Origin of the sequence: Pseudomonas sp. KCJK9058, assembly GCF_046230975.1 — a bacterium.
GTDB classification, from domain to species: domain Bacteria; phylum Pseudomonadota; class Gammaproteobacteria; order Pseudomonadales; family Pseudomonadaceae; genus Aquipseudomonas; species Aquipseudomonas alloputida.
Genome location: NZ_JBJJLR010000024.1, coordinates 61,375 through 79,528, shown reverse-complemented (window position 1 = coordinate 79,528; position 18,154 = coordinate 61,375). Strand labels below are relative to the sequence as shown.

Here is an 18,154-nt window from a genome sequence, read left to right as displayed (position 1 = left end):
GACCGCCAGTTCGGTTGGGGCGGCAGGGGCGGTGATGTCGGGCGCGTTGATCTGTGCGGGCAGCGAGGAAACGCCGCCGTCATCGATGGCGACCACGTCCAGCAGTTCGCCGTTGGCCTGTGGCGGGTCGAGGGTGACGGTGAAGCTGCCGTCGGGGCCAGCCACCACACTGCCAATCAGGGTGCCGTTGGCGTCATGTACTTCCACACGGGTGCCGGCAGGTGCGGTACCGGTGAGGGTGGTGCCATCAGCATTGATGGCCAGATTGCTCGGGCTATCGGGCGCGGTGGTCAATGGTACGTCGTACTCGGTAGCCACCGAAGCATTGCCGCTTGGGTCGGTCTGCACCAGGCTCAACTGCTCGCCCGGCTGCGCGGCTGGGGCGAGGTCGATCAGGAAGGTGCCGTTGGCACCGACCACACCCGTGCCGATCACGGTGCCACTGGCATCACGCACTTCCACAGTGGCACCCGGCTCGCCACGACCGCTCAGGGCCAGGCCGTCAGCACCAACTGTAATATTGGTTACTGCCTCAGGTGGGGTGATGTCCGGCGCATCGAATTGCAGTGGCGCCGAGACGTTGCCGGCGGCATCCACCAAGCGCACGTCGAGTGCTTCGCCGTTGGCTTGGGCCGGCGACAGGGTGAGGCTGAACAGGCCGTCGGCACCTACGACACCAGTACCGATGACAGTACCGCCGGCATCGCGCACCTGCACGGTGGCACCGGGCTCGCCGCGACCGGTGAAGGTGACACCATCGGCCAGGGCCAGGTCAGTCGGTTGTGCTGGCGGCAGCAAGTCGGCCGAGGTGACCGAGCCCGGTTGGGATACGTTGCCGGCGGCGTCGGTGAGGGTGACTTGCAAGGTGCTGCCGTCGTTCACGGCAGGATCCAGGGTGACGGTGAAGGTGCCATCCGCGGCGACGGTGCCGGTCGCGAGGATGTTGCCTGCCGCGTCACGCACCTGCACGGCAGTGCCGGCTTCGCCTCGACCGCTGAGCTGGCTACCGGCAACGCCGATCACCAGATTGGTCGGTGCTTCAGGCGGGGTGGTATCGCCGCCATCAATGTCCGGCGCGGTGACCGAGCTGGCAACGGAAGTGTTGCCAGCGGCATCGGTCGCGGTGGCTTGCAGCACTTCGCCGTCAACTTGTGGCGGATTGAGGTTGAGGCTGAACACGCCGGTCGGGCCGACCAAGGCAGTGCCCAGTTCGGTGCCGTCGGCAGTCACGATACGCACGATACTGCCCGGTTCGGCACGGCCGGTGATAACGCTGCCGTCCGCGCTCACGGCCAGTTCGGTCGGTGCGGCAGGGGCGGTGACATCCGGTGCGGTGATCTGTGCGGGCAGCGAGGAAACGCCGCCGTCATCGATGGCGACCACGTCCAGCAGTTCGCCGTTGGCTTGTGCGGGATTCAGTTCGATGCTGAAGCTGCCATCGGCGTTGGCAATGGCACTGCCAATCAGCGTGCCGTTGGCATCATGCACTTCCACACGGGTGCCGGCAGGTGCGGTACCGGTGAGGGTGGTGCCATCAGCATCGATGGCCAGATTGCTCGGGCTGTCGGGCGCGGTGGTCAGTGGTACGTCGTACTCGGTAGCCATCGAAGCGTTGCCGCTTGGGTCGGTCTGCACCAGGCTCAACTGCTCGCCTGGCTGTGCGGCCGGATTCAGGTCGATCAGGAAGGTGCCGTTGGCACCGACCACACCCGTGCCGATCACGGTGCCATTGGCATCACGCACTTCCACGGTGGCACCTGGTTCGCCGCGACCGCTCAGGGCCAGGCCGTCAGCACCAACTGTAATATTGGTTACTGCCTCGGGCGGTGTGATATCCGGGGCTGTGAACTCCAGCGGTATCGAACTGTTGCCGGCGGCATCCACCAGACGCACGTCGAGTGCTTCACCATTGGCCTGGGTAGGCGACAGGGTGAGGCTGAACAGGCCGTCGGCACCGACGACACCGGTGCCAATCAGGTTGCCGGCAGCATCGCGCACCTGCACGGTAGCACCAGGCTCACCGCGTCCGGTGAAAGTGACGCCATCGGCCAAGGCCAGGTCAGTCGGTTGTTCAGGGGCTGTGGTATCTGGGTTGTCGACGTCCGGCGCCGTGATGCTGGCAACTGGCGAGATATTGCCAGCCGCGTCTACGGCGCTGATCTCCAGGGCCTGGCCGTCGATTTGTGGCGGTTGCAGAGTGATGCTGAACTGGCCGTCCGCACCGGCCACCGCAGTGCCCAGCAATACGCCACCTGTGCCTCGCACGGAAACCGTCGAGCTGGGCTCGGCACGACCGGTGAGGGTGTTACCTTGCTCATTGATAGCCAGGTCGGTCGGCGCCAGTGGTGCAGTTGCGTCCGGCGCAGTGACAGTGCCAGGCGCCGAGACATTGCCGGCGGCGTCGGTCAGGGTGACATCAAGGTTTTCGCTGTTGATCTGCGGCGCATTCAGCGTCACGTTGAAACTGCCGTCGGCACCCACTGTGCCGCTGCCGATCAGGTTGCCGGCGGCGTCGCGGATGTTCACCGTGGTGCCTGCTTCGCCACGGCCGGTCAGACGCAAGCCATCCGGCGAAACCAGCAGGTCGATCGGCGTGGCCGGTGCGCTGGTGTCGGGGGCGGAACCGCCGCCGCTGCTGCTGCCGCCGCCGTTGTTCGCCGCCGCCGCTGCGCCGCCCACGCCGAGCAGGCTGAGCCCGGCTATCGCCCACGTTGGCATGGCGCTACCGGCGGTGCCAATACCCGCGACCAGTTCGTCCAACGAGGCCACGTCTTCAAAGGTGAAGCCGGTGAACGCTGCTGCATCGTACTGGGCATGCCACAGGGTGCCATCGTCGCCGACGAAGACCATATCGCTGCCGACCCCGGCCTGGTCTACGGCGAAGAAGTTACCGATGGTGACCTTTTCGCCTGACTTCAGGGTGATGATCAGGTCCTGCCCGCGCTGGGTGACCGTGGCCACTTTGTCTGGAGAAACCGGTACCTGCACGACGCTTGGTGCTTTGAGATTGATATTGCCCCAGGTGCTCTGAGTGGCGACTTCGGATTGCTTATCGGCGACGACGATGTTGTCCATGGATGCTCCCTGCTGATATCCGGATCCCCCGGCCCGAGTGTTCGGGCCACAACCGACGTAACAGAGCCCTTTCAGGGGTCTTACGCACAGCCTCGACCAGGCAGTCGACAAACGGGTGGTTAGGGAGATATAGCAGCCGGTGCGGAAGCAACCAGATGGCTTTCTGGGTTAATCCTTTGGTAGAAAAGCCTCAGCGAAGCCCTAGCCTGCGGGCCAAACGGCTCAGGTTTGCGCGGTCCAGACCGAGTTCGCGGGCCGCTGCTGCCCAGTTGTCCTGATGCCGCTGCAGGCAGGCTTCGATCACCTGTCGCTGGTAAATATCGACGGCTTCACGCAAGCCGCCTTCCGGCGGGGTGACCACTTGCAGCGGTGCAGCGGGGGAGGGCAGCGTGCCTGGCGTGGTTGCCGACACACGCAGGTCCAGGTCGATGGCTTCGAGGGTGAGGATACGTGGCCGATCAGGGTGCTGGCCCAGCGCCTTGAGTGCCGAGCGGCCGATCAGGTGTTCCAGTTCGCGCACGTTGCCTGGCCAGTCGTAGGCGATCAACGCGGCTTGGGCCTCATGGCTCAGGCGCAGGCTGTTCAGGCCCAGCCGTGAACGGTTCTGTTCGAGGAAGTAGCCCGCCAATAGCAGCACGTCTCGCCCACGTTCGCGCAAAGGTGGTACGTGCAGCGGGTAAACGCTGAGGCGGTGATAGAAGTCGGCGCGAAAGTTGCCCGTACGCACCTCGGCAGCGAGGTCGCGGTTGGTAGCGGCGATCAGGCGCACGTCCACCCGGTGCTCGCGGTCCGAACCCAGGCGCTGCAGCTGGCCGCTTTGCAGCACGCGTAGCAGTTTCGCCTGCACCGTCAGCGGCAGTTCGCCCACTTCGTCGAGGAACAGCGTGCCGCCGTTGGCCAGTTCGAACTTGCCGCGGCGCTCGCCATGCGCGCCGGTGAAGGCGCCGCGCACATGACCGAACAGTTCGCTTTCCACCAAGGTGTCGGGCAGGGCGGCGCAGTTGAGGCTGACCAGCGGCTTGTCGGCGCGGTTACTGGCCTGGTGCAGGGCCTGGGCCACCAGCTCCTTGCCAACCCCGGTTTCGCCGGTGATCAGCACGGTCAGGTCGCTGCTGCCGACCAGACGAATTTCCTCCACCAGGCGTTTGTGCGCGGGGCTCTGGCCAATCAGCTCTCTATCCTGGCCGCTGGCCTGACGGTAGAGCTCGGCGCGATGGTGTTCGTCTTCGGCGCGCAGGGCCAGGTGCTCGATACGCTCGGCTACGGTAACGGTGGCGGCAGCCAGGCTGGCAAAGGCCTGCAGGGCATCCAGCTCCAGGCTCTGGAACTGCCCGGGGGTGAGGGCGTCGAGGGTGACCAGGCCCCATGGGCGCTCATCGACCATCAACGGGCAGCCCATGCAGTCGTGCACTTCAAGGTCGGCATCGGGGGCATTGACCAAACCATCGTAGGGGTCGGGCAGTTCGGAATCGCTGGCGAATCGGGTGGGTTCCGGGCGGCTGAGCAGTATCTGGAAACGCGGGTGCTCGCTGACCCGAAAGCGCCGGCCGAGGGTGTCGGGGCTAAGGCCATCCACTGCCAGCGGCACCAGCCATTCACCATCCAGTCGCAGCAGTGCTGCAGCATCGCACGGCAGCAGGCCACGCATGGCTTGCAACAGGCGGCGGTAGCGTTCCTGGTCGGGCAAATCGCGGGACAGGTCGCTGACCAGGGGCAGGAGGGTGGTGAGCAGTGGCTGTGTAGTCATATGGACTCCTATGGGTCGATATGACTATACGCAGAGGTGGGTCGTTTTGACATGACCTGCATCAAACCCCTGATTTTGCTGGCGATAAAAGTTGGCACGATTGCTGTAATGGCAGGGGCAGTCATTTGAAGCCACAGGCTCAGGAGTTGTTGCAATGCTCAATGCCGAACAACGTGCAATCATCAAGGCCACTGTACCTCTGCTGGAAAGCGGCGGCGAAGCGCTGACCACCCACTTCTACAAGATGATGCTCAGCGAATACCCCGAGGTACGGCCGCTGTTCAACCAGGCCCACCAGGCCAGTGGCGATCAGCCGCGTGCGCTGGCTAACGGCGTGTTGATGTATGCCCGCCATATCGACCAGCTGGAGCAACTGGGCGGCCTGGTCGGGCAGATCATCAACAAGCATGTTGCCCTGCAGATTCTGCCGGAGCACTACCCGATTGTCGGAAGCTGCCTGCTGCGCGCCATCGAGGAAGTGCTGGGCAAGGACATTGCCACCCCTGCGGTGATCGACGCGTGGGGCGCGGCCTATGGCCAGCTGGCCGACATTCTGATTGGCGCTGAAGAAAACCTCTATAAAGAGAAGGAAGAGGCCGAGGGTGGCTGGCGCGGTACCCGTGAATTCCGCCTGGTACGCCGCGAGCAGGAAAGCAGCGAGATCGTTTCGTTCTACTTCGCCCCGGTGGATGGCATGCCGGTGCTCAAGGCAGAACCTGGCCAGTACATCGGTCTGAAACTTGACATTGACGGTGCCGAGCAGCGCCGCAACTATTCTTTGTCGGCGCTGTGCGACGGCAAGGAATACCGCATTAGCGTCAAGCGCGAGGCGGGCGGCAAGGTCTCCAACTACCTGCACGATGAGCTGGTGGTGGGCGATACCCTGCAACTGTTCCCGCCTGCGGGTGACTTCACCCTGGCAGCCAGCGACAAGCCGCTGGTGCTGATCAGCGGAGGGGTGGGCATTACCCCGACCCTGGCGATGCTGCAGGCAGCACTGCAAACCCGGCGCGAGGTGCATTTCATCCACTGTGCGCGCAACGGTGCGGTGCATGCCTTCCGGGACTGGATCGATGGCCTGGCGGCGCGCCATCCACAGCTCAAGCGCTTCTACTGCTATGCCGAGCCGGAAGGTGGCGCAGCGGCCGACGCCGTGGGTTTGCTCAGTGAAGACCTGCTTGCCGAGTGGCTGCCGCAGGAGCGTGACGTGGACGCCTACTTCCTCGGGCCCAAGGGCTTCATGGCGGCGGTCAAACGCCAGCTGAAGGGCCTGGGGGTGCCGGAGCAGCAGAGCCGCTACGAGTTCTTCGGGCCGGCGGCAGCGCTGGAGTGATATAGCGCCTGTGCCGGCCTCTTCGCGGGCACGCCCGCTCCCACAGGTATTGCACCGGTCTTGAATGTGGTGCCGTCTCTGTAGGAGCGGGTTTACCCGCGAAGGGGCCGGTACAGGCTTATAAAGTACTCGTCCCCCCGCTGCAGCACACCTTTCTGCCTATATATAAAGGAAAGATGAAACCGGGCGCTGCGCTTTCATCCTTAATCATCCTTTAATCACGGTATCCTTCACTCCCGGGTGTCGAGGGGCTTGCCCCTGCGCGGCACCTGGGCAGCCGTTTTTTTGCCGCCCGGCGTTGAACCGACGTCGTTGCGGCCGGTCTCAGCCACACTGGATAGCCCTGCGCAGTGCTTCCGCGACGCTCCCTCGGCATGCTCACAGGCCATGCCCAGCGTGTAGACTTGCGCCCAGGCAGGCGGACCACGCTGCCACTATCCATCGAAGGAACCGGCAATGAACGAACAAACATCGCGCCTGAATCGGGAACGGCGCTTTCTGGTGCTGTTGGGGCTGATCTGCCTTTCACTGATCGGCGGCGCCCTCTACATGCAGGTGGTGCTAGGCGAGGCACCTTGCCCGTTGTGCATCCTGCAGCGTTATGCGTTGCTGTTCATTGCCGTGTTTGCCTTCATCGCTGCGGCGATGCCTGGGCGCCGCAGCCTGACCTTCTTCGAGGCATTGGTGGTGCTCAGTGCAATTGGCGGAATCGTTGCGGCTGGCAACCATGTGTATATACTCGCCAACCCCATGGTCAGTTGCGGTATCGATACCCTGCAGCCGATCGTGGATGACCTGCCACTGGCAAAGCTGTGGCCACTGGCGTTTCAGGTCGACGGCTTCTGCAGCACGCCGTATCCGCCGATCCTCGGCCTGTCGCTGGCGCAATGGGCACTTGTGGCGTTCGTGCTGACCGCCGTCCTCGTCCCGCTCGGTATCTACCGCAATCGACGCCAGGCTTAGACAAAAGTCCCGAATTGCATGGGGTCTTTTGCACCGCATGAGAAGAGGGAAAAGTTGCGCACCGCTTGATCCAGATCAACCCACAGGCCTTGCAGAATGCGGCTTTGAGGCCTATCAAGCGGGGTGCGACAAACTGTCGCGAAGTTGAATTATTGAGCAGCATTGTTACGGATTCTGTAAAAGACTGTTGCTCAATAAGTCATAGTCAAGGGTTGGCGACCTATCTACAATCGCCCCCAATTTCCGTTCGGCACTGCTTGCGAGTCGCAGGATTGAAGGAAGCCCCAGCGCTCCTTTTTGCTGACTTCGTCAAGTTTCGCCCAACGGCGATACCGGGCGGACACCCCTCCGCGTTTTCCCGCACCAAATGGACTTGGTCTGAAGTACAGGCCTGTTGCCTACGAAACCATAAGCACCGCTAACCCGCTTGAAGCCAAGGTCCTGCAGTCGGACCCCAGGCAGGAGCGAGTACGGGCGCGAAATGCCTCACTTGGCAGGACGAAGTGTTGGCTACCAAAACACAAATTGCATTGAAGCAAGCTGATCTAGAGGTCGTGAGATGAGTAAAAAGCGTTACCCCAGACTGTTTGGCATATTGCCCTTTTTAGGCATGCTTTTACTCAGTGGGTGCAACTGGACCCTGCTCGACCCGAAGGGCCAGGTCGGCATTGAGCAAAAGAACCTGATCCTGATCGCTACCGGCCTGATGCTGCTGGTGGTAATCCCTGTGATCATCATGACCCTGGCGTTCGCCTGGAAGTACCGTGCTTCCAACAAGGCAGCCACTTACACCCCTGACTGGTCGCACTCGACCAAGATCGAGGCCGCGGTATGGATCATCCCGATCCTGATCATCATCGCCCTGGGTTACGTCACCTACCACTCCACCCACAAGCTGGACCCTTATCGTCCGCTGGATTCGGACGTTAAGCCGATTCAGATCGACGTGGTCGCGCTGGACTGGAAGTGGCTGTTCATCTACCCGGAGCAGGGCATTGCCACGGTCAACAAGATCGTCTTCCCGGCTAACACTCCGGTCAACTTCCGCGTCACTTCCGACGCCGTGATGAACTCGTTCTTCATCCCGGGCCTGGGCGGCCAGATCTACGCCATGGCCGGCATGACCACCAAGCTGCACCTGATCGCCAACGAAAATGGCGAGTTCGACGGTATCAGCGCCAACTACAGCGGTGCTGGCTTCACCGGCATGAAATTCAAGGCTACTGCCACCTCTCAGGAAGACTTCGACAAGTGGGTCGCTGAGGTCAAGCAGTCGCCGAAGAAGCTGGACAAGGCCGAATACGATGCCTTGGCCAAACCAAGCGAAAACAACCCGGTCGCGCTGTATAGCGAGGCTTCGCCTGAGCAGTTCCAGCTGATCGTCGACAAGTACGAAGGCATGAACCGCGGTCGTAGCCACGAAGAAGCAGGCAGCAAAGATCTGGCCACAACCAAGGGTGTGGAATCGAGTATGCAACCAGCTGCCGGTGCAGAGGAGTAAGAGATGTTCGGTAAATTAAGCCTGGAGGCGATACCCTATCACGAGCCGATAGTCATGGTGACGCTTGCCATGATCGCGCTCGGCGGTATCGCTGTCGTCGGTCTTATCACCTATTTCCGCAAGTGGACCTACTTGTGGAGCGAGTGGCTGACTACTGTCGACCACAAAAAGATCGGCGTGATGTACATCATCGTCGCGATGGTCATGCTGCTGCGTGGCTTTGCCGACGCCATCATGATGCGTACCCAGCTGGCTGCCGCAACCGGCGGCTCCGAAGGCTATCTGCCGCCTGAACACTATGACCAGATCTTCACCGCTCACGGTGTGATCATGATCATCTTCATGGCGATGCCGTTCTTCACCGGCCTGATGAACCTGGCGGTTCCTCTGCAGATCGGTGCACGTGACGTTGCCTTCCCGTTCCTGAACTCCCTGAGCTTCTACCTGCTGCTGGCAGGCGTGCTGCTGGTCAACATCTCGCTGGGCGTTGGTGAATTCGCCAAGACCGGCTGGGTTGCCTATCCGCCGCTCGCGGGCATTCAGTACAGCCCTGGGGTGGGTGTCGACTACTACATCTGGGCGCTACAGCTATCCGGATTGGGTACGACGCTTACCGGCGTGAACTTCCTCGTCACCGTGATGAAGATGCGCGCACCTGGCATGAAACTGATGGACATGCCGATCTTCACCTGGACCTGCACCTGGGCCAACGTACTGATCGTCGCTTCGTTCCCGATCCTGACTGCTGCACTCGCTCTGCTGACTGTTGACCGTTATCTGGACTTCCACATCTTCACCAACGAGCTTGGTGGGAACCCGATGATGTACGTCAACCTGTTCTGGGCGTGGGGTCACCCTGAGGTTTACATCCTGATCCTGCCGGCCTTCGGCGTGTTCTCGGAAGTCACTTCGACGTTCTCTGGCAAACGCCTGTTCGGCCACCACTCGATGATTTACGCATCGGGCGCGATCGCCATCCTCGGCTTTGCTGTATGGCTGCACCACTTCTTCACCATGGGTGCCGGCGCCAGCGTCAACACCTTCTTCGGCCTGGCGACGATGCTGATCTCCATTCCGACCGGTGTGAAGCTGTTCAACTGGCTGTTCACCATGTACCAAGGCCGTGTGCGCTTCACCGCACCGATGCTCTGGACCCTGGGCTTCATGGTCACCTTCTCCATCGGTGGCATGACCGGCGTACTGCTGGCCGTTCCGGGTGCTGACTTCGTCCTGCACAACAGCCTGTTCGTAATTGCGCACTTCCACAACGTGATCATCGGTGGCGCGGTATTCGGCTACATCGCCGGTTTCGCCTTCTGGTTCCCGAAAGCCTTCGGCTTCACCCTGAACGAGAAGTGGGGCAAAGCTGCCTTCTGGTTCTGGCTGTCGGGCTTCTACGTTGCGTTCATGCCGCTGTACGCCCTGGGCTTCATGGGCATGACCCGTCGTCTGAACCACTCCGACAACCCACTGTGGGAACCCTACCTGTACGTAGCCGTTGTCGGCGCCGTGCTGATCCTGTTCGGTATCGCTTGCCAGCTGATCCAGATCTTCGTTTCGGTCCGCGACCGCAACCAGAACCTGGACGTGACCGGCGACCCATGGGGCGGCCGTACCCTGGAATGGTCGACTTCTTCGCCACCTCCGTTCTACAACTTCGCTCACATGCCTGAGAAAGTTGGCCTGGACTGCTGGCACGAAGCCAAGGAAGCGGGCGTTGCGTACAAGGCCCCGGCCAAGTACGAAGCCATCCACATGCCGAGCAACACTGCTACCGGTCTGTTCATGGGCCTGTTCCTGACCGTCTTCGGCTTCGCCTTCATCTGGCACATCTGGTGGCTGGTGGGCGCGAGCCTGGTTGCAACCATCGCTGTCTTCGTTCGCCACGCTGCACGTGACGACCAGGGCTACATGGTTCCGGCCGAAGAAGTGGCGCGCATCGAAGGCGAGCGTATGAAAGCGCTGGCCAAAGCAGGTGCTCTGCCTGCCGGCGCACGTGTCGAATCGTTTGAGCGGGTGTAATCAATGTCCAGTCAAGTAATGCACGGCGGCGCTGCTCATGGTCACGACCATGGGCATGACGACCACCACCACGACTCGGGCCAGATGACCGTACTGGGCTTCTGGCTGTACCTGATGACCGACTGCATCCTGTTTGCGTCGCTCTTCGCCACCTACGCGGTGCTGTCCGGCAGTTTTGCCGGCGGCCCGTCGGGTCATGACATCTTCCAGCTCGATTTCGTAGCTGTTGAAACGCTGTTCCTGCTGCTGTCCTCGATCACCTTCGGCTTCGCCATGCTGAAGATGTTCGATGGCAAGAAAGCGGGCGTACTGGGCTGGTTGGCTGTGACCTTCCTGTTCGGTGCAGGCTTCATCGCGATGGAAATCTATGAGTTCCATCACCTGATCAGCGAGGGCTTCGGCCCGCAGCGCAGTGGCTTCCTGTCGGGCTTCTTCGCCCTGGTAGGTACCCACGGTCTGCACGTGACTGCTGGTCTGATCTGGATGGCAATCATGATGTACCAGATCAACAAGCACGGCATCACGCCGACCGCCAAGACCCGCATGAGCTGCCTGAGCCTGTTCTGGCACTTCCTGGATGTGGTCTGGATCTGCGTATTCACCGTCGTTTACCTGCTGGGGGTTCTGTAATGGCTAACGCACACGACACTCATCACGAAGGTAATCACGGCAGCGTCAAGTCGTACATGATCGGTTTTGTACTGTCGATCATCCTGACTGCGATCCCGTTCGGCCTGGCCATGACTGCCAGCCTGCCGAAGAACCTGACCGTTCTGATCATTGTTGCCATGGCCGTGATCCAGGTAGTTGTTCACCTGGTTTACTTCCTGCACATGGACCGCTCGAAAGAGCAACGCAACAACGTTTCGACGTTCCTGTTCACCACCCTGGTGATCGCTCTGCTTGTCGGCCTGTCGCTGTGGATCATGTTCAGCATCCACTTCGAAATGTTGGCCAAGTGAGGTAAGACTGCATGTCCGTTAAGCACTTTATCCAAATCACCAAACCGGGGATCATTTTCGGTAACGTGCTTTCCGTGGCAGGCGGTTTCTTCCTTGCCTCGAAGGGCCATGTGGATTTCGCCCTGTTCCTGGCGGTGGTGATCGGTACTTCGCTGGTGGTTGCGTCCGGATGCGTGTTCAACAACTGCATCGACCGTGACATCGACCACAAGATGGAGCGCACCAAGAACCGCGTCATGGTCCAGGGCGGCATGTCGCTGCCCCTCGCGCTGATCTACGCCACCCTGCTCGGGGTGGCGGGTTTCAGCCTGCTGTATGTCCAGGCCAACCCGCTGTCTGCGTTCTGCGCACTGATTGGCTTTGTCGTCTATGTCGGTTTCTACAGCCTGTGGCTGAAGCGTAAATCGGTTCACGGCACCTTGGTCGGCAGCCTGTCCGGTGCCATGCCTCCGGTGATCGGCTACTGCGCCGTGAGCAACAGCTTCGACCTGGCTGCGGTAACCCTGCTGGTGATGTTCAGCCTTTGGCAAATGCCGCACAGCTTTGCCATCGCGATCTTCCGCTTCAAGGATTACAGCGCTGCCAACATTCCGGTCCTGCCGGTGGCACGTGGCATCCTCGCGGCGAAGAAGCAGATCGTGCTGTACGTGCTGGCCTTTGTGCTCGCCACCTTGATGCTTACCCTCGGCGGTTACGCCGGCCTCGGCTACCTGGCTGTGGCAGCTGCCATGGGCCTGTACTGGCTGTACATGGCCTGGGGTGGTTACAAGGCCGAGGACGACAGCAAGTGGGCCCGCAAGGTGTTCGGCTTCTCCATCCTTACCGTCACTGCCCTGAGCGTGATGATGGGTGTGGACAGCCAGACCGCTGCGGATGTGCTGATGACCTACGCACGCTGAAACTGCTGCCTGTTTCACGAAAACCCCGGCCACTGTGCCGGGGTTTTTTTTGGGTATTTTTCCTGTGCCGGCCTATTCGCGGGTAAACCCGCTCCTACAAGGTTCCTGTAGGAGTGGGTTTACCCGCGAATAGGCCAGCACAGAAAAATAAAAATTCCTGATTTTCAAAAAATAGATCTGAAAAATTCTAACAAAACAGGAAATTACCCTTTACAGGCATCCCGTTTCGGCACTATCTTCTGATCCAGGCCGCCACATCGGCCAGCGTCGCTCGGACGGTTCCGGGCGCTTACGTCCTCAGAGGAAGCCATGGCCAACCCAGGTTCGCCGCGCCGCTTTGCGCGCATCGATCGTCTCCCCCCTTACGTCTTCAACATCACTGCCGAGCTCAAGATGGCCGCCCGCCGCCGTGGCGAGGACATCATCGACCTGAGCATGGGCAACCCCGATGGCGCCACCCCGCCGCACATCGTCGAGAAGCTGGTACAGGTCGCCCAGCGTGAAGACACCCACGGCTACTCCACCTCGCGCGGCATCCCCCGCCTGCGCCGGGCCATCTCCAACTGGTACAAGGACCGCTACGAGGTCGACATCGACCCGGAAAGCGAAGCCATCGTCACCATCGGCTCGAAAGAGGGCCTGGCCCACCTGATGCTGGCCACCCTCGACCAGGGCGATACGGTGCTGGTGCCCAACCCCAGCTACCCGATCCACATTTACGGCGCAGTGATCGCCGGTGCCCAGGTGCGTTCGGTGCCGCTGGTGCCGGGTGTGGACTTCTTCAACGAGCTTGAGCGGGCCATTCGCGAGTCCATTCCCAAGCCGAAGATGATGATCCTGGGCTTCCCGTCCAACCCGACCGCCCAGTGCGTGGAGCTGGACTTCTTTGAGCGCGTGGTGGGCCTGGCCAAGCAGTACAACGTACTGGTGGTGCATGACCTGGCCTATGCCGATATCGTCTACGACGGCTGGAAAGCCCCGTCGATCATGCAGGTGCCGGGTGCCAAGGACATTGCGGTGGAGTTCTTCACCCTGTCCAAGAGCTACAACATGGCCGGCTGGCGCATCGGCTTCATGGTCGGCAACCCCGAGTTGGTCAGCGCCCTGGCACGGATCAAGAGCTACCACGACTATGGCACCTTCACCCCGCTACAGGTTGCAGCCATTGCCGCGCTTGAAGGCGACCAACAGTGTGTGCGCGACATTGCCGAGCAGTATCGCCAGCGCCGTAACCTGCTGGTCAAAGGGCTGCACGAACTGGGCTGGATGGTTGAGAACCCCAAGGCGTCGATGTACGTGTGGGCGAAGATCCCGCCGGAGTATGCGCACCTGGGTTCGCTGGAGTTCTCCAAGAAGCTGCTGGCCGAGGCCAAGGTCTGCGTGTCGCCGGGGATCGGCTTTGGTGACTATGGGGACGACCATGTGCGCTTTGCGTTGATCGAGAACCAGGACCGTATTCGCCAGGCCATCCGCGGGATCCGGCAAATGTTCCGGGCTGATGGTTTGGCTCGCAAGTAAGCGCGTTGGGGGCTGCGAAGCAGCCCCACCTGCCTCTTGGGTGAGCTTTCCGCCTGCCTTCTGGTTACCCGTACGCCTACCGTCAGCACTCATTTCTCACCAAAGAGATCCCCCATGAGTGTCTTCACCGCCTACTTCTGCGGCACTGGCTCGCACCGTTTCGACGACGCCAATCCCAATTTCTGGAATGGCGAGCTGGTCTCGACCCTGGCCAGCAACGACCAGAGCCGGGAATTCGCCCACTGGATCGCCGTCGACGGCCCAGGCAGCGGCAACCTTCAGGATGACAACCTGTTCGTCGAACCCGGCGGCTATTTCAACTGGACCGGCCAGCTGTTTGGCCGCGGCTGGGAGGAGAACGTCAACCATGTGCTGCAGGTCATCAAAGGTGAAAGCAGCTGGCGGCGCACCAAACTCAGTGAGCAGGAATACGAGCGGCTGAAAGCTGCCGGTGTGCCCATTCCGGACGTGTCTTCCTCCGCCTCATGGTTCTGGCGAACCTACGACTATGGCGATCGCCACCCGACCCCGCAGGAACTGCAGGAGCGCATCATCAGCATGTTCCGCAAACCGCGCCTGCCAACCCAGGTCAACCTGGTGGGCTGGAGCAGGGGAGGGATCAGCTGCCACATGCTGGCCAATGCCATGGCGCAAGACCCTGTATTGTGGGGCATACCGGTGAACATATTTGCCATCGACCCGGTGCCTGGCGTTGGTAACGTGCAAGTCGAACGCGTAACGTTGGCGGATAACGTCAAAGAGTACGTAGGCTTCTACTCAAGGGATGAGCGCTCCAAAGGTTTTGCCTGCGTGATCCCTTCGGTCGCCAAAGGGACACGGATATGCGTTTATCCGATGCCGGGTCGCCATGCCACGCTGGTGGGCAACGCCTCGGCTGATGGCGCAGGCGATGGCAAGGTGCTGGCCGAACCTGGGCTGATCGTTCGCCACTTTGCCGAGGTTTGCCTGACCCGCTGGGGCGTGCACCTGGACAAACGTCTGGCCTTGAGCAGCAGCCAGTTGATGAAGTATCACCAGGTCATGGCGGCTGCCGACAGGCAGTATCAGGCCATGCGCAGTGAGTCCTACACGGTACTCACCGAGGGCGATAAAAATGATCGTCTGGTGCATTGTGGTGAGGTGCATACGCAGTTCAGCAAGGTACAGGGAGGCAGCTACAAGCCGAGCGCAGGCCTGGGTTTACAATGCTGGGACGCTGAAGCCTACCAGCCCATCTGCTAGCTGAAAGGGGGCGGCCGGTGAATGCACTGGTCGCCCTTGTTCAGTGGCCGGATCAGCGGCAATTTTTTTTGCATTCCCCCTCTATCCAGCGGCCCCTGGTTGGATTAAAAATGGCGCCGCGGGCCAGCCCCGATAACAACCACCTTCCCTCCGTGACATCATGTCTGAATATAATCCTTGCCTTGACTGCGGCGCCTGCTGCGGGTACTTCCGTGTGTCCTTCTTCTGGGGCGAATGCCAGTCTGCCGGGGGCGTAGTGCCGGACGACCTGGTGGTACAGATCAACCCCACGCGCGTTGCCATGATCGGCACCGATGCCAAGCCCTGCCGCTGTGTCAGCCTTCAGGGCGAGATCGGTAAAGAGGTGGCTTGTACGATTTACGCCAACCGTTCCAGCCCGTGCCGCGAGTTTGATGCGTCGTGGGAGGGTGGGGTGCATAACCCGAGCTGTGATGATGCGCGGGCAGCGTATGGCCTGCCACCCTTGACTCCGCCAGAGGCCAACGAGCCGCATTGGCCGGATGATGGGGCTGAGGTGGCCTGAGCGTATTCCGTTAGCCTGTGCCCGCCCTATGTCGGCTAGCCAGCCCACAGGTACTGCACAGAGCACAGGTATTGTGGGGACGCTGTGTGGAGCTGGTTGGCCGGTGATAGGGCCATCAGGTTGCAGACAGGCACATGAAATTGAATGGTCAGTATCTATATGTGTGTAAAGGCTCGCAAGTTCCTGTTACCGGTAATGGAACGGCCGGATGGTGGCCCGGGTCGGTTCGGGTAATCGGATATCTGCTTGTGCGGTTTGGGCGCTAGCGGACAACGGAGCGATATTCTCTTTGGCGTCCCTCCGAAACTCTTGGCTTTCGGCAACAATACGGCGCAGCGCCTTGATCACGCTTTGCTCAGAAGCAGAGTGCTGCTCCATCAACGTCTTGTAGTGTGTGGCTTGCTGTAAGTTTTGCTTAGCAGCTTGCAGATGCTGCGTTACTGATGCTTCAGTTGTTGAAGCTTTGGCTGCCGTGATGGATTCCTGCCTGGCCCGACGGAATCGTCGGTATTCTCTAGACGCATCTTTTTTAAGCCTATTGAATCGTTGCGCTAACTGGGAAGTGTTCTCAGCGTTTCGCTCAAAGATTTCAAGCGTAACGCGAGTCGGGTTGCCTGAATGGATGGGGGGGCGATTCGCGTTGATTCGCTTCAACGGTTTCCGAAGCTGACCGGTGGGATCGGTGAAATTTATGGGGTCGCCAGAGCAGTAACAGTAACAATTCACTCCCCCTTGCAAGAAGGGGCTTTGTAAATCAGGTGAGTAAAATCTCATTATTGTCGGGCTGAAGGCGCGATGGCCGTTACCAAGCGAATATAGCCCGGTTAGCTTATCGAGGTATTCTCCGTTGAAAAAGAGCATGGTTGAAACTTGCTGCGCGTACGAGGTAAATCCGTAGGGACTGTAATTCATTGGATGCTCCCGCTGCAGGTTTAAATCGATTAATTGCTTGAGTCGGTATGAGTTCCCAAAACTGGTCCTCTTAAAAAAAGAATGCAACTGGCATTTCTATCAGGTTTCGGTGTGACCAGACCCTGCTCCGGTTGACTTCTGGACGAGCAATGGTGAAACGAGCGGATGCTTCAGTGCGTTACTTGACGTTAAACTGTCATCTCCCCAGCAATGGACAGGAGATCCGGCGTGCCCCCTCCCCGCAGTTTCCCCAGTGACCTCTGCCTCGACAGCCCACGGCTGCAACTGCGCCCCATGCGCCATGCCGATGCCGCGCAGTGGCTGGCGATCATGGCCGACCCCGAGGTCATGCGCTATTGGCACCATGCACCCTGGCAAGACCTGGCCGAGGCCGAAAGCGCCCTGGCCGCCGACCGCGAAGCCTATGCCAATGGCGACCAACTCAAGCTCGGCATGTACCGCCGCGACAACGGCGAACTGATTGGCATGGTCCAGCTGTTCAACATCGACGACATTTCCCGCCGTGGCGAAATCGGCTACTGCCTGGCCAGCGCCGTGCAGGGCAGGGGCTACATGGACGAAGCGCTGACCTGCTTCATCGACTACCTCGCCCACACCCTGCACATGCGACGCCTGGAAGGTGAAATCGACCCGCGCAACCAGGGCTCGGCACGCACCCTGGAGCGGCAAGGTTTTGTGCAGGAAGGCACCTTGCGGGCGCGCTGGTGCGTGGCGGGTGAGCTGTCCGACTCGGGTATTTACGGCCTGCTGCTTGAGCCGCCAGTAGCCTGATCTCATAACACCCGAGCGTGAATTTGGAAGCGGGGCAGGGCCTGGGTTAAGGTCGTAGGCTGTCCCGTTTCTCTCAGGAATCCCCTTTGCCCGCTTTCTACCTGAGTATCAGCCTGCTGCTGTATTTGCTCGCCCTGTTCTTCGATGGCGCGCTGATGAGCGGCGAGCGTCATATGCCGGCCCTGCAGATGCTGCTGTACGGGCCATGGGGCATGCCGTTCGGCTTGTACCAATGGTTTGCCAATCCGCTGCTGGCACTGGCCATCCTGGCTCATCGGCGGTTTCGCCGGCTGGCCTTGCTGGCCGGGCTTGGTGCGGCGTATCTGGCTGCCAGCAGTTTTGGCATCGACCGCTTGCCGGATAACCGCAGCTATGAGTTTCATGACCTTACCGGTTTTGGTGCTGGCTTCTACCTGTGGCTGGTAGCGATGGTGGTGTTTTGCCTGGGGCAAGCCTGGTTTTGCTGGAAGGCGCGAAGGGCTGACGACATGCCAGGCTGGAACTGGCTTGATGTCGCCTTGATTGCCGCCCTGGGGGTAACGTTGTATGCAGCGACGCAAATGCCCTCGCTGCGCTTCGAGCCAGGCAAGGTGCTGATGCCTCCGGAGCAGCCGCAGACGCTTTGATACCCACAAGGAGGGTTA

15 protein-coding genes are annotated in these 18,154 nt (G+C 60.7%); 12 read left to right on the top strand and 3 right to left on the bottom strand.

The window, feature by feature from the left end; genetic code table 11:
* Both ACK59Z_RS14790 and norR read right to left on the bottom strand, forming a co-directional pair.
* On the bottom strand, positions 1–3,075 hold a 3,075-nt coding region (locus tag ACK59Z_RS14790), incomplete at its 3' end, for an Ig-like domain-containing protein (protein ID WP_409293326.1).
* 190 nt (positions 3,076–3,265) lie between these two features.
* Positions 3,266–4,822 carry a nitric oxide reductase transcriptional regulator NorR gene (gene norR, locus ACK59Z_RS14785; protein WP_003248614.1) on the bottom strand — a complete coding sequence of 519 codons (1,557 nt, stop codon included), beginning with the start codon at positions 4,820–4,822 and terminating at the stop codon, positions 3,266–3,268.
* A gap of 154 nt (positions 4,823–4,976) precedes the next feature.
* Between norR and hmpA the strand changes: the two genes are divergently transcribed.
* The 10 genes from hmpA to ACK59Z_RS14735 all read left to right on the top strand — a co-directional run bounded on the left by hmpA (position 4,977) and on the right by ACK59Z_RS14735 (position 15,806).
* On the top strand, positions 4,977–6,155 hold the full coding sequence (gene hmpA / locus ACK59Z_RS14780) for an NO-inducible flavohemoprotein (protein WP_019750481.1): 1,179 nt from the start codon (positions 4,977–4,979) through the stop codon (positions 6,153–6,155).
* A gap of 456 nt (positions 6,156–6,611) precedes the next feature.
* On the top strand, positions 6,612–7,118 hold the full coding sequence (locus ACK59Z_RS14775) for a disulfide bond formation protein B (protein WP_003248609.1): 507 nt from the start codon (positions 6,612–6,614) through the stop codon (positions 7,116–7,118).
* A gap of 559 nt (positions 7,119–7,677) precedes the next feature.
* Positions 7,678–8,619 carry a ubiquinol oxidase subunit II gene (gene cyoA / locus ACK59Z_RS14770; RefSeq protein ID WP_003248605.1) on the top strand — a complete coding sequence of 314 codons (942 nt, stop codon included), beginning with the start codon at positions 7,678–7,680 and terminating at the stop codon, positions 8,617–8,619.
* Between the two features lie 3 nt (positions 8,620–8,622).
* The gene (gene cyoB / locus ACK59Z_RS14765) at positions 8,623–10,641 is read left to right on the top strand and encodes a cytochrome o ubiquinol oxidase subunit I (protein WP_003248603.1); all 2,019 of its coding nucleotides are present in this window, start codon (positions 8,623–8,625) and stop codon (positions 10,639–10,641) included.
* Between the two features lie 3 nt (positions 10,642–10,644).
* A complete protein-coding gene (gene cyoC / locus ACK59Z_RS14760; protein WP_012051225.1) occupies positions 10,645–11,271 on the top strand; it encodes a cytochrome o ubiquinol oxidase subunit III in 627 nt (208 codons plus the stop codon).
* Positions 11,271–11,603 carry a cytochrome o ubiquinol oxidase subunit IV gene (cyoD, locus tag ACK59Z_RS14755; RefSeq protein ID WP_003248599.1) on the top strand — a complete coding sequence of 111 codons (333 nt, stop codon included), beginning with the start codon at positions 11,271–11,273 and terminating at the stop codon, positions 11,601–11,603. Before cyoC ends, cyoD begins: the two co-directional genes overlap by 1 nt.
* 11 nt (positions 11,604–11,614) lie before the next feature.
* Positions 11,615–12,502 carry a heme o synthase gene (cyoE, locus tag ACK59Z_RS14750; RefSeq protein ID WP_003248596.1) on the top strand — a complete coding sequence of 296 codons (888 nt, stop codon included), beginning with the start codon at positions 11,615–11,617 and terminating at the stop codon, positions 12,500–12,502.
* 309 nt (positions 12,503–12,811) lie between these two features.
* A complete protein-coding gene (alaC, locus tag ACK59Z_RS14745) occupies positions 12,812–14,020 on the top strand; it encodes an alanine transaminase (protein WP_108191778.1) in 1,209 nt (402 codons plus the stop codon).
* A gap of 114 nt (positions 14,021–14,134) precedes the next feature.
* Positions 14,135–15,262, top strand: coding sequence for a hypothetical protein (locus ACK59Z_RS14740; RefSeq protein ID WP_108191777.1), 1,128 nt, complete (start codon positions 14,135–14,137; stop codon positions 15,260–15,262).
* Positions 15,263–15,422: 160 nt separating this feature from the next.
* Positions 15,423–15,806 (top strand): YkgJ family cysteine cluster protein, encoded by a 384-nt coding sequence (locus tag ACK59Z_RS14735; protein ID WP_003248590.1) that lies wholly within the window; start codon positions 15,423–15,425, stop codon positions 15,804–15,806.
* A gap of 186 nt (positions 15,807–15,992) precedes the next feature.
* Here the strand turns inward: ACK59Z_RS14735 and ACK59Z_RS14730 are convergent, their stop codons facing one another.
* A complete protein-coding gene (locus tag ACK59Z_RS14730) occupies positions 15,993–16,718 on the bottom strand; it encodes an RHS repeat-associated core domain-containing protein (protein ID WP_108191776.1) in 726 nt (241 codons plus the stop codon).
* Positions 16,719–16,946: 228 nt separating this feature from the next.
* Between ACK59Z_RS14730 and ACK59Z_RS14725 the strand changes: the two genes are divergently transcribed.
* Entirely contained in the window at positions 16,947–17,510 is a 564-nt protein-coding gene (locus ACK59Z_RS14725) for a GNAT family N-acetyltransferase (RefSeq protein WP_108191775.1), read from the top strand.
* 86 nt (positions 17,511–17,596) lie between these two features.
* A complete protein-coding gene (locus ACK59Z_RS14720) occupies positions 17,597–18,136 on the top strand; it encodes a hypothetical protein (protein WP_004576355.1) in 540 nt (179 codons plus the stop codon).
* Positions 18,137–18,154 lie beyond the last annotated feature (18 nt).

Bases quoted from the DNA above. Each gene is read 5' to 3' on its own strand.
- cyoD (WP_003248599.1), top strand. From the start codon at position 11,271: ATGGCTAACGCACACGACACTCATCACGAAGGTAATCACGGCAGCGTC.
- cyoE (WP_003248596.1), top strand. From the start codon at position 11,615: ATGTCCGTTAAGCACTTTATCCAAATCACCAAACCGGGGATCATTTTC.
- alaC (WP_108191778.1), top strand. From the start codon at position 12,812: ATGGCCAACCCAGGTTCGCCGCGCCGCTTTGCGCGCATCGATCGTCTC.
- norR (WP_003248614.1), bottom strand. From the start codon at position 4,822: ATGACTACACAGCCACTGCTCACCACCCTCCTGCCCCTGGTCAGCGAC.
- cyoC (WP_012051225.1), top strand. From the start codon at position 10,645: ATGTCCAGTCAAGTAATGCACGGCGGCGCTGCTCATGGTCACGACCAT.
- ACK59Z_RS14730 (WP_108191776.1), bottom strand. From the start codon at position 16,718: ATGAATTACAGTCCCTACGGATTTACCTCGTACGCGCAGCAAGTTTCA.
- ACK59Z_RS14735 (WP_003248590.1), top strand. From the start codon at position 15,423: ATGTCTGAATATAATCCTTGCCTTGACTGCGGCGCCTGCTGCGGGTAC.
- cyoB (WP_003248603.1), top strand. From the start codon at position 8,623: ATGTTCGGTAAATTAAGCCTGGAGGCGATACCCTATCACGAGCCGATA.
- cyoA (WP_003248605.1), top strand. From the start codon at position 7,678: ATGAGTAAAAAGCGTTACCCCAGACTGTTTGGCATATTGCCCTTTTTA.
- hmpA (WP_019750481.1), top strand. From the start codon at position 4,977: ATGCTCAATGCCGAACAACGTGCAATCATCAAGGCCACTGTACCTCTG.
- ACK59Z_RS14775 (WP_003248609.1), top strand. From the start codon at position 6,612: ATGAACGAACAAACATCGCGCCTGAATCGGGAACGGCGCTTTCTGGTG.
- ACK59Z_RS14740 (WP_108191777.1), top strand. From the start codon at position 14,135: ATGAGTGTCTTCACCGCCTACTTCTGCGGCACTGGCTCGCACCGTTTC.